Source organism: Alteribacillus sp. YIM 98480 (assembly GCF_009765375.1).
In the GTDB taxonomy this organism is placed as follows: Bacteria; Bacillota; Bacilli; order Bacillales; family Marinococcaceae; genus Alteribacillus.
The window spans coordinates 170,547-185,897 of the sequence record NZ_VTOK01000006.1 but is presented as its reverse complement, the minus strand read 5'-3'; the positions used below and the strand labels follow the sequence as shown (position 1 = coordinate 185,897).

16 protein-coding genes are annotated in these 15,351 nt (G+C 39.8%); 14 read left to right on the top strand and 2 right to left on the bottom strand.

Annotation, left to right across the window (positions count from 1 at the left end):
- The first annotated feature begins 58 nt into the window (after positions 1–58).
- The 9 genes from FZF09_RS09735 to FZF09_RS09695 all read left to right on the top strand — a co-directional run bounded on the left by FZF09_RS09735 (position 59) and on the right by FZF09_RS09695 (position 11,916).
- The gene (locus tag FZF09_RS09735) at positions 59–1,213 is read left to right on the top strand and encodes a thiolase family protein (RefSeq protein WP_158736398.1); all 1,155 of its coding nucleotides are present in this window, start codon (positions 59–61) and stop codon (positions 1,211–1,213) included.
- A gap of 21 nt (positions 1,214–1,234) precedes the next feature.
- Entirely contained in the window at positions 1,235–2,380 is a 1,146-nt protein-coding gene (locus FZF09_RS09730) for an acyl-CoA dehydrogenase family protein (protein ID WP_158736397.1), read from the top strand.
- A gap of 31 nt (positions 2,381–2,411) precedes the next feature.
- Complete coding sequence (locus FZF09_RS09725; protein ID WP_158736396.1) at positions 2,412–3,572, top strand: CaiB/BaiF CoA transferase family protein; 1,161 nt, start codon at positions 2,412–2,414, stop codon at positions 3,570–3,572.
- Between the two features lie 69 nt (positions 3,573–3,641).
- The gene (locus FZF09_RS09720; RefSeq protein WP_158736395.1) at positions 3,642–4,652 is read left to right on the top strand and encodes a zinc-binding dehydrogenase; all 1,011 of its coding nucleotides are present in this window, start codon (positions 3,642–3,644) and stop codon (positions 4,650–4,652) included.
- Positions 4,653–4,742: 90 nt separating this feature from the next.
- On the top strand, positions 4,743–6,290 hold the full coding sequence (locus tag FZF09_RS09715; RefSeq protein ID WP_158736394.1) for a class I adenylate-forming enzyme family protein: 1,548 nt from the start codon (positions 4,743–4,745) through the stop codon (positions 6,288–6,290).
- A gap of 266 nt (positions 6,291–6,556) precedes the next feature.
- Positions 6,557–7,762: an acyl-CoA dehydrogenase family protein gene (locus FZF09_RS09710; protein ID WP_158736393.1), complete on the top strand. Its 1,206-nt coding sequence runs from the start codon at positions 6,557–6,559 to the stop codon at positions 7,760–7,762.
- A 58-nt stretch (positions 7,763–7,820) separates the two neighbouring features.
- Positions 7,821–8,561 carry an SDR family NAD(P)-dependent oxidoreductase gene (locus FZF09_RS09705; RefSeq protein WP_158736392.1) on the top strand — a complete coding sequence of 247 codons (741 nt, stop codon included), beginning with the start codon at positions 7,821–7,823 and terminating at the stop codon, positions 8,559–8,561.
- A gap of 60 nt (positions 8,562–8,621) precedes the next feature.
- Entirely contained in the window at positions 8,622–10,670 is a 2,049-nt protein-coding gene (locus FZF09_RS09700; protein ID WP_233269465.1) for a sigma-54-dependent Fis family transcriptional regulator, read from the top strand.
- A 103-nt stretch (positions 10,671–10,773) separates the two neighbouring features.
- A complete protein-coding gene (locus FZF09_RS09695; protein WP_158736390.1) occupies positions 10,774–11,916 on the top strand; it encodes a THUMP domain-containing class I SAM-dependent RNA methyltransferase in 1,143 nt (380 codons plus the stop codon).
- Positions 11,917–12,131: 215 nt separating this feature from the next.
- Here FZF09_RS09695 and FZF09_RS09690 read toward each other — a convergent pair whose 3' ends face one another.
- Positions 12,132–13,178: a YheC/YheD family endospore coat-associated protein gene (locus tag FZF09_RS09690; protein WP_158736389.1), complete on the bottom strand. Its 1,047-nt coding sequence runs from the start codon at positions 13,176–13,178 to the stop codon at positions 12,132–12,134.
- A gap of 283 nt (positions 13,179–13,461) precedes the next feature.
- Between FZF09_RS09690 and FZF09_RS09685 the strand changes: the two genes are divergently transcribed.
- From FZF09_RS09685 to FZF09_RS09670, 4 genes are read left to right on the top strand one after another with little or no spacing between them, the layout of a single operon-like run.
- Positions 13,462–13,668: a hypothetical protein gene (locus FZF09_RS09685; RefSeq protein ID WP_158736388.1), complete on the top strand. Its 207-nt coding sequence runs from the start codon at positions 13,462–13,464 to the stop codon at positions 13,666–13,668.
- Positions 13,669–13,694: 26 nt separating this feature from the next.
- On the top strand, positions 13,695–13,913 hold the full coding sequence (locus tag FZF09_RS09680) for a hypothetical protein (protein WP_158736387.1): 219 nt from the start codon (positions 13,695–13,697) through the stop codon (positions 13,911–13,913).
- 47 nt (positions 13,914–13,960) lie between these two features.
- On the top strand, positions 13,961–14,203 hold the full coding sequence (locus tag FZF09_RS09675) for a hypothetical protein (RefSeq protein ID WP_158736386.1): 243 nt from the start codon (positions 13,961–13,963) through the stop codon (positions 14,201–14,203).
- Positions 14,204–14,247: 44 nt separating this feature from the next.
- Positions 14,248–14,565 carry a hypothetical protein gene (locus tag FZF09_RS09670; protein WP_158736385.1) on the top strand — a complete coding sequence of 106 codons (318 nt, stop codon included), beginning with the start codon at positions 14,248–14,250 and terminating at the stop codon, positions 14,563–14,565.
- Between the two features lie 196 nt (positions 14,566–14,761).
- Here FZF09_RS09670 and FZF09_RS09665 read toward each other — a convergent pair whose 3' ends face one another.
- A complete protein-coding gene (locus tag FZF09_RS09665; protein WP_158736384.1) occupies positions 14,762–14,947 on the bottom strand; it encodes an H-type small acid-soluble spore protein in 186 nt (61 codons plus the stop codon).
- 212 nt (positions 14,948–15,159) lie between these two features.
- On the opposite strand from FZF09_RS09665, the gene FZF09_RS09660 reads away from it, so the two are divergent.
- On the top strand, positions 15,160–15,342 hold the full coding sequence (locus tag FZF09_RS09660) for a hypothetical protein (protein ID WP_158736383.1): 183 nt from the start codon (positions 15,160–15,162) through the stop codon (positions 15,340–15,342).
- Positions 15,343–15,351 lie beyond the last annotated feature (9 nt).

The window sequence follows — 15,351 nt, the reverse complement described above, 5'->3', positions numbered from 1 at the left end:
TATATCAGAATGTTCCAAATAAAAGGGCATGAAAACAAAAAGGAGAGGGAGATAAGAGATGAACGAACCTGTAATAGTAGAAGCTGTAAGAACACCGGTTGGAAAAAGAAAAGGTAAACTTAGCGGAGTACGTGCTGATGAATTAGCAGCACAACCGTTAAAAGAACTCGTAAAACGGACAAATATAGAGTCTGGCCTCATTGAAGATGTGATTTTCGGCTGTGTATCCCAAGTAGGTGAACAGGCTTTTGATATTGCAAGGGTTTCCGCACTTATTGCGGATTATCCGATCGAGGTTCCTGGTACAACGCTTGACCGCCAATGCGGGTCGAGTCAACAAGCAGTACATTTTGCAGCTCAAGCAATTGCAAGCGGGGATATGGATGTGGTTGTAGCAGGGGGAATTGAAAACATGTCACGTGTTCCTATGTTCTCCAACATCCAAGGAGTTGAGTTCAGCGATGAATTAACATCTCGCTATGAAATGATCAATCAAGGACTGTCTGCTGAACGAATCACAAAAAAATGGGGATTCAGCCGAGAACAACTGGATGAATTTTCGCTTGAAAGTCATGAAAAAGCGATTACTGCTCAAAAGGAAGGACGCTTTGAAAGAGAAATTATGCCGCTTGAAGTAACTCCCCCAGAGAGTAATGTATCAGAAACGATGAAGAACGATGAAGGACCAAGAGCAAACAGCAGTTTAGAAAAATTGGGAAGCTTAAAACCGTCCTTTGCTGAAAATGGAAAAATTCATCCAGGGAATTCGAGCCAAATCAGCGACGGCGCCGTGGCCATTTTATTAATGTCACGAACAAAAGCAGAACAACTTGGTTTAAACCCGCGTTTTCGAGTCCTCGCTCGCAGTGTTGTAGGTTCTGACCCTACTCTTATGTTAACTGGTCCCATTCCAGCAACAGAAAAAGTGCTTAAAAAAGCAGGTCTTACGATAAACGATATCGATCATTTTGAAGTCAATGAAGCCTTTGCGCCGGTACCGCTCGCCTGGCTTAAAGAGACAGGAGCCGACCCGAAAAAGTTAAATCCAAACGGTGGAGCCATTGCACTTGGTCATCCATTAGGAGCAAGCGGCGGAAGACTAATGACAACAATGATTCACGAATTGGAGAGAACAGGGGGAAGATACGGTCTGCAAACAATGTGTGAAGGCCACGGTATGGCCAATGCAACCATTATCGAACGATTGAGTTAAATAGAAAACGGGGGCAGTAACATGAACCAACAATATGTAAAGGAAGAACATCAAATCTTTCGTGCTTCTCTTCAAAAATTTTTAAAACAAGAAGCTGAACCACATTTTACAACATGGGAAAGTCAAAAAACCATCCCTCGTTCATTTTGGAAAAAGCTTGGGGAACAAGGCTTTTTATGCCCGTGGTCCGAAGAAATATACGGAGGATTAGAAGCGGACTTTCCGTATTCCGTGATTATTAATGAAGAATTGGAAAAAGTCGGAACCGGATTAGGTGGTATAGCGCTTCATAATGATATTGTCATGCCCTACATCAGCGAGTACGGGACAAAGCAGCAGAAGGAACGCTGGTTTCCTGGTGCAGTAAGCGGAGAACTCATTTCTGCCATCGCTATGACCGAACCAGGAGCAGGCTCTGATTTAGCAGGAATTCGAACAACAGCTGTAAAAAACGGTGATCATTATATTGTAAATGGAGAAAAAACATTTATTACCAATGGAATAGATGCAGATCTCATTGTCGTGGTTTGTAAAACCGATCCGGATGCCAATCCCGTTCATAAAGGAATTAGTCTGCTGCTTGTCGAAGCCGGTACCCCCGGGTTTATCAAAGGGAAACAATTAAATAAAGTTGGTCAGCACTCTCAAGCAACTTCTGAACTAATCTTTGAAGATGCAAAGGTTCCTGCTGACCATATACTCGGAGAAAAAAACAAAGGATTTTATTATTTAATGAATAAGCTTCAGCAGGAACGATTAATTGTCGCTATTCAAGCGATCACATCCGCTGAAAAGATGCTAGAAATGACAATGAACTACGTAAAGGAACGAAAAGCATTTGGAAAATCTATCAGCTCCTTTCAGAATACACAATTTAAAATAGCAGAAATGGCAACTGAAGTAGAAATTGGCCGCACGTTTGTGGATCAATTGATAGAGAAACATATGGACCGAGCAGATGTCGTTACAGAAGTTTCTATGGCTAAATGGTGGACGACAGATTTAGCAAAAAAAGTTTCAGTGGAGTGTATGCAGCTACATGGAGGCTATGGATATATGGAAGAATACGAAATTGCGAGAAGATTTCGTGATACCGCTGTCACTTCGATTTATGCGGGCTCCAATGAAATTATGAAAGGCATTATTGCAAAAAATCTTAACCTATAAACTCTTTAACGAAGCAGGAGGTGTTTAAATTATGCCGCTACATTCCTATCGTGTTCTTGATTTAACAAGACTATTGCCAGGACCCTATTGTACGCTGCTGCTCGCCGATTACGGAGCGGAAGTAATCAAAGTAGAAGATATGAAAACCGGCGATTATGCAAGATGGGAAGAACCAAAAATAGATGAAGAAAACAGCGCATTTTTTGATTCTCTAAATAGAAACAAAAAAAGTATAAGTATTGATTTAAAAGCAGAACAAGGCAAAGATATTTTTTTAAAGCTGGTGAAAGAAGCTGATGTCGTGGTGGAGTCCTTCCGCCCCGGGGTGATGAACAGACTTGGTATTGGCTATGACGTTTTAGCATCCGTTAATCCTGCCCTCGTATATTGTGCCATTACAGGATATGGCCAAACCGGACCATATAAAGACCTGCCCGGCCACGACATAAATTATCTTAGTTATTCTGGTCTCCTCCATTTTTTTGGAAGACCTAACACAAAACCAACTGTTCCCCCTGCGCAAATAGCCGATTTAGGTGGAGGAGCATTACCCGCAGCGCTTGGGATTATGATGGCTTTATTAGAAAGAGAAAAGTCAGGAAAAGGACAGTTTATCGATATATCTATGCTTGATAATGTCATTTCGTGGATGCAGACTATTCTCCCTGATTATTTAGCGACCAGCGCCGAACCTCGCCCCGGAGAATTAACCCTTTCTGGGGGCAAAGCTTGTTATGAAGTGTATGAAACAAAAGACAAGCGTTACTTATCCGTTGGAGCTTTGGAACTAAAATTTTGGGAAGCATTTTGTAAAGGAATTGGAAAAGAAGAGTTTATACCGCTTTTAGATGCTCCCTTATTAAAACAGCATCAATTAAAAGCGGATATTCAAACAATCATTGCAGAAAAGCCATTAGAAACATGGCTGACTATTTTTTCTGATATGGACACCTGTGTGGCACCTGTTTTAACCCTTGAAGAAATGAAACATAACCCGCAGGTGGTTGCTAGAGAAATGATAAAGACAGAAAGTCATCCTCATATTTCTCCCCCTATTAAAATGTCGAAAACGCCTGGCACTTACAAACAAAAGGCACCTAGGCTTGGAGAACATGCAGAAGAATTGTTGGCCGAAATAAATATTTCAAGTGAAGAATATAAACGTTTAAAAGAAAATGGGGTTATGCTTTAAATTAGCCCCGTCACATGACACAGAGCAACCTTTGAAAAGTAAAATGTATTTATGGATAGGAGGCAAAGGGTGAAAGCAATTATCTTAAAAGAAATTGGCAATCCTGGTGAACTTTATTACGAAGAAACAACGGATCCTTTCATAAAAGAAGGACATGTATTGGTAAAACTTCACGCCGCTGCTGTAAATCGTCGCGATTTATTTATTCGCTACGGCCAATACCCTGGAATTAAACTTCCATCCATCCTTGGCGCGGATGGTTCAGGCGAAATTGTAGAAGTTGGAGAAGGGGTTAAAAATGTACAAAATGGGCAAAAGGTTGTCATAAACCCAACAATGAATTGGGGAGATCATCCAGATTATGCAGGGCCAAATTTTTCGGTACTAGGAGTTCCTATCGATGGAACTTATGCTCAATATATAAGCATTCCTAAAGAAAATGTTTTCCAAAAACCAGACCATCTAAGCTTTGAAGAAGCGGCAGCTATTCCGCTGGGCGGAGTAACCGCATTTAGAGCTGCAGTAACTAGGGGGCAGATAAAACCTGGAGAAAGTGTCATTATCCCTGGTATCGGCGGAGGTGTTGCCACATTCGTTTTACAAATCGCAGCTGCACTTGGAGCAAAAGTATTTGTTACTTCAAGCAGTGAGGAAAAAATCCAAAAAGCAATAAATATGGGGGCTGCTGGAGGTGTAAATTACAAGGAGTCAACCAACTGGGTTAAAGAATTAAAAGAAATGAGCGGAGGAGCTGATCTGGCGGTAGACAGTATTGGCGGAGATGTTTTTAATGATCTCATCACTTTAGCAAAACCTGCAAGCCGAATCGTCTCTTTTGGAGCTACAAAAGGGCCGGTGGAAAAATTAGTCATGCCGCGGATTTTCTTTAAGCAATTAAATATATTCGGCTCTACGATGGGATCGCCCAATGAATTTCAGCAAATGCTTAACTTCTGGGAAGCTCTTCGTATTCACCCTGTTATAGACGAAATCTTTGAGCTCTCAGATGCAGCCGAGGCCCACAAAAAAATAGATCAAGGCGCAAATTTCGGGAAATTAGTTCTTTCTATACCGCATTAATATGGACATCCTTTCTTTGAAAATTACTAGCTTCTTACGTTACAGGAAAACCCAACGGACGAGTCTTGTTTCACAAAAGGAGGTTAACGAATGAACCTGGCTTTCTCACTTGAAAGGCAAGCATGGAGAAAACCAACGGCAGAAGCGGTGCGATATAAAGAGAATACGTATACTTATAAATTTATTAATCAGCAGACAAATGCTTATGTAAATCTTTTGATAAATGCCGGCGTAAATAAAGGCGACCGGGTCGCTGTCTGGCTGCCAAACAGCATGGAATTTATTTATCTTTTTTATGCTGTTCTCAAACTAGGTGCCATCGTTGTACCGCTCAATTACATGTTCAAAATAAAAGAAGCGGAATATATTTTATCAAACTCTGAAACGAAAATTCTCTTTACCACTTCTGAAAAAGCAAACGACGTCGAGTCCGTTTTTTCCGAGCTTCCCCATTTGGAAATGATAATGTTAACGGATACAAACGGCCTGATAAAAGCGCCGACATACTCTGTCTCTGAGAAAATAAAAGAAGTGGATCAAGAAGCTGAAGCTATCGATCTTTCTCCAGACGTAACCGCATGCATTTTATACACGTCTGGAACAACCGGCCAGCCAAAGGGAGTAGAGCTGACCCATTATAACTTAAACACAAATGCCGAATTTTACGCAGAGGGGATCCAATTAAACGAAGACCATTTTGGTTGTATTGTCACACCGCTTTCCCATCTTTTAGTTCTTATGGCCGGTCTGTTACTTATTTTCATGAAAGGTGGAAAATTTAGATTATTTGAACGTTTCGATTTGGAAGTGGTTGCAGAAACGATTCATAACGAACATATTTCTTTCTTTATCGGCGTTCCCACCATGTACTATATGTTTTTAACGCTTCCAAACGAGAAGAAATTTCATATGAACAGCCTTGATATTTGTTTAACCAGCGGAGGACATATGCCTCTTGAAGTGCGTAAAAAATTTGAAAAAACTTATGAAACACAAGTTCTGCAAGCATATGGACAAACGGAAAGCTCCCCTGTCATAACAGTCGACAGAAGAGATATAGAAAGACGATTTGAGAGCGTCGGATACCCCCTTCCTCACCTTGATGTAAAAATTATGGATTCAGACGGCAACGAACTCCCCCCTGGAAAAGAAGGAGAAATTGTTGTTAGCGGCCATTGTGTCATGAAAGGATATTGGAAAAAAGAAGCAGAGACGAAAAAAACAATCAAGAATGGCTATCTTTACACAGGAGATATTGGCAGGCTCGATAAAGATGGGTATGTCTATCTCTTAGACAGAAAAAAAGATTTGATCATCGTTGGCGGCTATAATGTTTATCCTGTGGAGCTCGAAAATGTACTGTATGAACATCCAAGTGTTCTAGAGGCTGCTGTTATCGGGGAGTCAGATGACCGACTTGGAGAGATTCCAAAAGCCTTTATTGTTCCCAAAAAGGGAACGTCCCCCAAATCAGAAGATATTCAAGCATTTTGTAAAAAACAGCTGGCCCCTTATAAACAAATCAGAAAAATTCAGTTTGTTGATAAAGTACCGAAAACACCGACAGGGAAGCTGATGAAACGAAAGTTAAAAGAGTGGTCTGAAACGAACCAGTACACGCGGAACAGCCGACCGTAACACATATGAACGGTTTTGTTTCCCGTTAGAAGTTCATTTATTAGTACTCTTTAACGTCGGGCCGCAGCGTTGAATTTATCCACTTTCGGTTTGCGGTCGTCCTGCAGCAAATGTATTACCGTTATAAAATGGGGCTGCGGTTTAAAGAACATGATATGAAAATAAAATAATTGATGGCTTACGCTAGTGAAATAATCGACCATCTCAATCGAATTTATCCATAAATATTAATATAAATTAAACAAAAACTGGAGGATGTGAAGCACATGTACTTCGAACATTCGGATAAGGTGAAAAATTTACAAAAACAGGTTTCAGAATTTATGGAGGAACATGTATATCCTAATGAAAAAAAATACGAAGAAGAGCTGAGTGCATCAGGTGATCGCTTTCAAGCTTCTGAAACGATGGAACTATTAAAGGAAAAAGCGAAAACATCGGGGCTTTGGAATCTATTTATGCCAGATAGCGAATATGGAGAAGGATTAACCAATGTGGAGTATGCCCCGCTTTGTGAAATTATGGGACGCTCTTTAATTGGACCAGAAGTGTTTAACTGCAATGCACCAGATACAGGTAATATGGAAGTGCTTCTTCATTATGGTACGAAAGAGCAAAAAGATAAATGGCTCGTTCCTCTGCTTGAAGGTGAAATTCGTTCCAGCTTTTTAATGACTGAACCCGCAGTAGCGTCATCGGATGCTACGAATGTTCAATCAAGCATCATACGCGATGGGGACGAGTATGTTTTAAACGGCCGCAAGTGGTGGATTACAAATGGTGGAGACAGACGCACCAAAATCGGAATTTTCATGGGAAAAACCGACCCAAACGCAGCTAGACATGAACAACAATCTATGATTTTAGTACCGTTTGATACCCCTGGATTTAAAGTGGAAAGGGTACTGCCTGTTTTTGGTTATGATCATGCACCGACAGGACACGCTGAAATCTCTCTGGAAAATGTGCGAGTACCTGCTTCCAATATTTTATGGGGAGAAGGGAAAGGATTCGCTATTGCCCAGGGCAGACTTGGTCCAGGACGTGTTCATCACTGTATGAGAGCCATCGGCGCAGCAGAACGGGCACTTGAATTATTATGCAAACGTTCTTTAGATCGTACTCCTTTTGGCAAACCATTGGCAGAACAAGGAGTGATCCGCGAGTGGATTGCCAACGCTAGAATGGGGATTGAGCAAGCTCGTCTTTTAACCATGAAAACAGCTTACATGATGGATACCGTCGGTGCGAAACAAGCACGAAAAGAAATTGCGATGATCAAAGTTGCTGTTCCAAAAATGTGCCTCGACGTTATGGATAAAGCCATTCAAACCTTTGGAGCCGGCGGGGTGAGCGATGATTTTCCTCTGGCTGAACATTGGGCAAATGCACGAACGCTGCGTCTCGTTGACGGTCCTGATGAAGTACACCGTCGTGACATCGGAAGACTGGAATTAAAACAATATTCTTAAACTGAAATTTATACATTCACATCCGTTCTTGTCACCATTTGAATAAGGAGGTAGGACCTTGCATAATAAAACCGTTTTAATAACTGGCGGCGGAAAAGGGTTAGGAAGAGAAATTGCTAAGCGCTTTGCCGCTTGTCATTATCAAGTATTTATAAATTATAATAAAGACCTTAAAGCAGCGAAAATAACAGAACATGCTATAAATGAAGACGGGGGATCAGCAGAAATTATACAAGCCGATGTAAGCAAAGAAGAAGACATCGATCGCATGATGAAAGAACTTCCAGGAATTGATATTCTTATTCATAACGCGGTGTACGCCAAATCCAATAAACCTGAAAGCATATCAATAGAACAATGGAAAAAAAGTTTACAAGTTAATGCTTCGGCTCTTCTTTTTCTCTCTCAAAAAACGTTCTCCCATATGAAACAAAACGGCTACGGGCGTATTTTCGGTATTTCAAGCAGTGGTTCATCTAAAGGAATTCCAAGTTACATGAGTGTTGGGGTGGCCAAAGCTGCCTTGGAATCTATTGTTCGTTATTTAACAGTAGAATGGGGCAAATACGGAATAACCGCCAACACCGTATCGCCTGGAGCAATGGATACAGAAGCGTTTCGTTCAGTATTTGCAGATGCTGACAAAAGATTAGATTACATTGGCAGTAGATCACCCAAAAAACGGACAGTGCAAAAGCAAGAAGTAGCTGATCTATTAATTCACCTTTGCAAGGAAGAAATGGAAATGGTTGCAGGGCAAAATATCATAGTAGACGGAGGATATTCCATAAAAGGCTGAATATGGTAATCTATGTCAAACTTAAAAGGGGGATGTAAACTGATATCGTTAAAAGAGATAATGACACCAGTAGAAAAAAGCCTTTATCCTAACACGACTCTTTATGAAGCGATTGCTTTTATGAAAGATTCAAAATGGGATACAATCCCCGTTGTGGACCATAATGAAAAGATAATAGGTGTATTTACGAGAAGCACTCTCTATCAAATGCTATTAAATAAAATCAAGTTTAACACCGAAATTGGCCCTTTTATAAAACAAGATATTGGTACATTAAATGAAAATATGGGGTTTGAAGAAGTGCAGCAAAGCATTGAAAATAGCGAAGTCGGCACTGGAGTTGTTATTAATGAAAATGGCGAGCCCACTGGTTTATTAACAAAAACAAATGCAGTTATCGCTTTGTTAAATCGATCGTATTACTTACAAGGACAGCTAGAAACAATCCTCAGCACGTCTCATATCGGGGCGCTTATGACAGATGAAAATAATCACGTTGTCTTCGTTAATCAAATGTTAAAAGATATGATGGGTCTTCCCGAAGATCAACTATTAAATAACAAGCTCCCCACCCTGCTGCCACAAGTACGAGAAATGGAACAAGAAAGCCACCAGCGTGTTAAAATCGGAGACTATCACCTTATGATGCGTCTAACTAAATATCATATAAAAGACGGAAAAAAAGGTGCCATCGCTCTTTTTCAAAACATTTCCGAATTAGAAAACATGTCGCAGGAACTAGAGTCAGTAAAGAAATGGAAAAGTACGCTGCAAACTGTTATTGAAAATGCTTATGACGGGCTGGTTATGGTGAATGAAACAGGTCGTATCACATTTATCAGTCCATCCCTGCTTGAATTATTTGATTTAAAAAATCAAGAAGTAAACAATACACCAATTGAATTATCACTGCCGCATCTCGAGTTACCTAAAACATTAAAAACAGGGGTAGCTGACATAAGTGACTTTAAGGAGATAAAAGGTATTAATTATATTGTCCACCGTATACCCTTATATCAAGAAGATCAAATTATTGGAGCGATTGGGAAAGTAGTTTTCAGACAACTTCAAGAAGTTCACCAACGATTAAGGGGATTTGAAGATAGTGAAAAAGAGCGCCCCAATGATCATAACGAGAAAGCAGAAACTTCCCAATATACTTTTGATCATATTATTACAAACGATTCACAAATGAAAAAATTGATGCGAGCTGGTATGAAAGCGGGAAAAGGCCGTTCCACTATTTTAATTCGCGGAGAAAGCGGTACAGGCAAAGAATTGTTCGCACACGGCCTTCATCAGGTTAGTGCACGCGCAGACGGTCCTTTTATTACGGTTAATTGCGCTGCTATACCTGAACACTTACTAGAATCTGAATTTTTCGGTTATGAAGAAGGCGCGTTTACAGGGGCTGTACAAAAGGGGAAGTTAGGAAAATTTGATCTTGCCCATAAAGGAACGTTGTTTCTTGATGAAATAGGTGATATGTCTTTTTTAATGCAAGCTAAACTGCTGCGCGTACTCCAAGAAAACGGCTTTTACAGAGTAGGCGGAACAAAGCGGGTACAAGTGGATGTTCGAATTATCACAGCGACACACCGTTCCCTCGAAGAAATGGTTCAAAAAGGAGAATTTAGAGAAGACTTATTCTATCGGCTAAATGTAATTTCGCTTGAAATTCCACCGCTGCGAAAGAGAAAAGAAGATATCTATTTATTAAGCCAGTACATTATTCCACAATTAAATAAAGTAAATGGAACAAGCATTACCGGTATAGACCCGCTCGCACAGGAAATCATGATAGAGTATCACTGGCCCGGCAACGTACGCGAACTGCGAAATATATTAGAGCGCGCAATGATTTTTGCAGAACACGGTATGATTCAAGTCGAGGATTTGCCAAATTACGTCCTAAATCAAGTAGGACGAGATAGAACAAGTATTAATAAAGACAATGATCAATATTCCCTCCTGGAACAAGCTGAAAAAACAGCCATTCATCAGGCACTGCATCAAGCAAAAGGCAACAAAAGCAAGGCAGCCAAATTATTAGGTGTCAGCCGATCCGTGTTATATGATAAACTGAAAAAGTATGACCACGTCTTGTAAGACTGCCGTGATATCATACATAAACGATTCTTCAAGTGGAATTATACTAAAATAAAAAGCAAAACATCTCGAACAATTTTTTGCAGCACAAAGGAGTTCCAGCATGGAAAATAAAGTAACATTAATCGCCACAGCTACGATGGGGTTAGAATCCCTGGTCGGCCGAGAAGTAAAAGCTCTCGGCTATGAAAATGTTAACGTGGAAAACGGCAAAGTAGAATTTACTGCGCCGCTTGATGCCATCCCAAGAGCTAATTTGTGGATTCGTACAGCCGATCGTATTAAAGTAAAAGCCGCTTCCTTTAAAGCCGTAACTTTTGAAGAATTATTTGAACAAACAAAATCGGTGCCATGGGAAAAGTTCCTGCCGGAAAATGCAGAATTCCCCGTAACAGGCCGGTCCGTGAAATCTAAACTTTACAGTGTTCCAGACTGCCAGTCTATTGTGAAAAAAGCTATTGTTGAGCGATTAAAACAGTCTTATCACACGGATTGGTTTCAAGAAACGGGCGCACTTTTCAAAATAGAAGTGGCCATACATAAAGATACAGCCGTGCTTTCTATTGACACGTCAGGGGATGGGCTGCATAAAAGAGGATACCGTCCATTACACAATAAGGCTCCTTTAAAAGAAACCCTCGCTGCGGCAATGGTTCAGCTTACCAACTGGCATCCAGACCGTCCTTTTAGAGACCCGTTTTGCGGTTCCGGTACGATTCCAATCGAAGCCGCTCTCATTGGGCAAAACATCGCTCCTGGTTTTAACCGCGAATTTGTTTCTGAAGCATGGCCGTGGATTCCTGTGCAGCTTTGGGACCGGGCCCGAGAAGAAGCAGAAGACAAAGCAAACTATGATCAGCCCCTGGACATTCAAGGATCCGATATTGATCATAAAATGGTCGAACTCGCAGAAGAAAATGCGATGGAAGCAGGGTTGTATGGAGCAGTTTCGTTTAAACAAATGCAAGTTACCGACTTTAAAGCCCAAAAAGATTATGGCTGTCTCGTCTCCAACCCGCCATACGGTGAACGACTCGGCGATAAAGAAGCTGTCGAAACGCTCTACAAACAACTGGGATCCACCTTACGGCCGCTTGACAGCTGGTCGATTTATATTCTGACTTCAAATGAAAAGTTTGAGTCCCTCTTCGGAAAAAAAGCGACGAAAAAACGCAAACTTTATAACGGCAATATAAAAACGGACTATTATCAGTATTGGGGGAAAAGACCACCACGGAACAGATAAGAAGCGTAAAAGGGCACAGACACGTGTCCTTTTTTATTTTCCATTTATTTCGAGAATATCTATGGCTACTATATAAACCGTTTATAAATATGGAGGCCCTGTTTGTTAATTAAATAAGGTGAGAAGAAGATAATATAGTATGGAGCTGTTTGTTCAGCTTCTTTTTTTAACAATGAATTGGTTGAGATGTACAATATATCAGGCTTCTTCACACTTTATGATTTAGCTAAAACATAAGCATATTCTAAAGGTCGTCTATATATTAATTCGATATTTTCACAATCTTTTCCCTTTACTTGATGATAAAACCCTTTTTGGGACCTGCCGTTTACTTCAATGATACCTATTTTTCCTTCTTCATCTATGGCCAGATCTATCCCTAATTCTCCTAATAATCCTATTTTTTCATCTAATGTTTTAGCAATCTCTATACTTACCTTTTTAATATTTTGAGAAACAACAGATCTTTTCAAAGGATCATCAAACAATGTGGTTAGAATCTCCTTTAAATCCCATATTTCTTGACTTAAGTTTGTTATAAATGAATGGTGGTGAGCCACCCTGCTTACTCCTTTGGTCATGGTCCATTGTTTATTCTTATTTTTTTGTACAAGGATTCTCATATCTATGACTCTTCCATCCAGCTTACTCATACGTAACATATTTTGAATGAGGTATTGTTCCCTGCCTTTTAATTGATGTAAAGTTGTATAAAATGAAAACGGATTGTGAAAGACTTGCTCGCCTAACCATGTATTATAATAGATTTTATACTTATTTTCTGTCGATGCCACAACATAAACACCATCTCCTAAACCGCCATAGCGAGGTTTTACAATAACCTTTTTCTCCTTTAGCAGCCTGTTATTGAGCTGACTGGGTGTATATAAACACGTTTCAGGCAAGTGTTTGTTCAACCCCGTTTTAAATAAAATTTTATGAATGGTCCATTTATCAAATCGGGTATAACGATTAAAACATTTGCGACTGCCTATATACTTTTCTAAACGTCTGATTAATCTTGGGTTTTTATGATAACAGCGATTATAAACTGCGTCAGGAAAGCGGAACTTCTGCTTCTTCCATTGACCTTTCTTTCTCCTCATTCCCCGAATGTGCTTCTTTTTCCAATTTATGTCGGCTGGGGTAAAAGTAAACAATTCTATGGGCAGGTCGTCTTTAAAGATGTAATAGTATAAGGTTTCATGCATTCTTTTTTGGTTTGATACCATTATTCCAATCAAAGGCACTATCCTTCCCATAATGTATTGACCTCCCGTTTTTAACTTTCATTAGAAATGTCTCTGTTTATTTTATAGAAATAGAAAAAAAATTGTATGGATTTGCACACATTCATCTCGCCTAATTATGAGAGGAACTTTTGCCTCTATTTCTTACATCCACTACTTTTTACTCTCATCTCAATATTTTTTTGTACATTCATTTTGCTGTTTTTTTAAATATCCGTATTTTCCCTAGGTTTTTTGTCTCGTACGCACTTCTTCCTTCGACATATGCTAGCTGTAAAATCATAGGAGGAACCTTATGGGCAAAGTTGGCTGTTCTTGTACTGAATTGGCGATGGGCATCAATACCGGTGAGAATGTAACGGTAGAAACAAAGTGCGGACCTGAGACTGGGCAATTTGCGGGAGTTGTCGCACCTAACGTTATTCGACTTATCATCAGCGAAGAACAATTTATCAACATCTGCTGCAGCAACATTTGTACGATTAAAAATGTCGTTGGATAAACAAATAAACAAAGGAGGAATAGACAGTGGGAGTAAGAGTATGTCCTTGTGCAGAGTTAATTGCGGGTTTCAACCCGAATGACCCTGTTATGGTTAGAACCACCTGTGGAAACGAAGTAGGTGATTTCGTTGGTATTATCAATGAAAATGCAATCCGTCTAAGAATTGGACCACCAGATTCACCAAATTTTATAAACATTTGCTGTGATAACATTTGTGCCATAAGAGAGTTAATACCTGAATAGGAAAGGGTTATATTTTAGTTATTCATAAAAAGAAAGGGGGATGGTCAATGAGCAATACAGGCTGCTCTTGTACAAATTTATTAACAGACGTTCAACGAGGAGATTTTGTGTTTGTTCTTACAAAGTGTGCACAACCAGGAGAAATGCCATTACAAGCTGTTGAGGCGGGATTTTTGCAAGATTTTAATGACCATGTGATTCAGTTGGATGCGATGGGGATTCTTAATCGAGGTCGAACAACTGTATGCTGTAATAAAATTTGTGCGATTTCTAGATTAATAACGGTTTAAACTTAAGCTTTACAAGATAATTTTGAAAGGAGAGAACCCATTACGTGAGCAAAAGAAGCTGTTCTTGTTCAGACCTTTTAACGGGTATCAATTTAAATGATTTTGTCGTAGTTACTGTTAAATGTGAATTAGAAGGAGAAAATGCGGAGATCCAAGGATTTATAACGCGAATGACGCCGGTTATACAATTGGATGTAATATCTGGCGTTATTAATATCTGTTGTGATAGTGTATGTGCTGTACGCAGGTTATCCCCCAATAATGTCGAAGCCGGCTCTACTGAGTTAAAGGGGTTTATGGGAAAATTACCAAGTAATATAGTAGAAGAGATACGAAGTAAACGGGGTAATCGAAGTAAATAGTTTTTTATACTTTAGGAATACTTTGATAAAGGATCAAAGTATAAGCAAAACTATGACTTCCGCCATTTGGATTTGGCGGCAAGCCGAGTTTTTCTAATCTTAATATGAATTGGGGAGCCAGAGAGATAAGGAGACTCTGGCTTTTTCAATTTTAGAAAAGATTTATTATAAACAACAGCTAAAGAAATACAACTTGTTAGTTTTGAGGCTCTTTCAATTCATACAACGGTACTTCTTGAGTAATGTTAGGTTGATCCATAGGGTGGATCCGAGCGGTTTCATTTCTTTCAATAACCTCTTCAATATACACAGGTCTTTCATCGTGGGTCACATCGATCATTTCAGGTGCGTGGAAGATTTCTTTTGCACGTTCTTTATTCATACATAATGCCCTCCTTTAGCTTGTAGTAATAATTTTCGCCTGAGCTCCCATTATTATGCATTTTTTCTTTTAAAATCTGAGGTCAGCAACAAAAGAATCATTGAAAAGAAGCCAGTCCATTTTTCGTTCAAAAGACCCTGAAAAAAGTAGTCATATTCCTTTCTTGTTTTGGATATTCTTTTAGAGTAATACCTTCAAGGAGGGAAATAGAGTTGGTGAAATTTCAAAAGGATCAAGGGCTGTATTCATTGCAGCAAATAGAAAAAGCGATCGGAAACGCAGAAAAAGCTTTCCAATCGCATGGGGAGTCAGCGCGTCTGCCAGAGGGGAAAACAGCGATCGAAGAAGCAAAAGAGCGGCTCCAGCAGGCGTGGGAGTATCATTTAAAAAACTAATCCTCAACC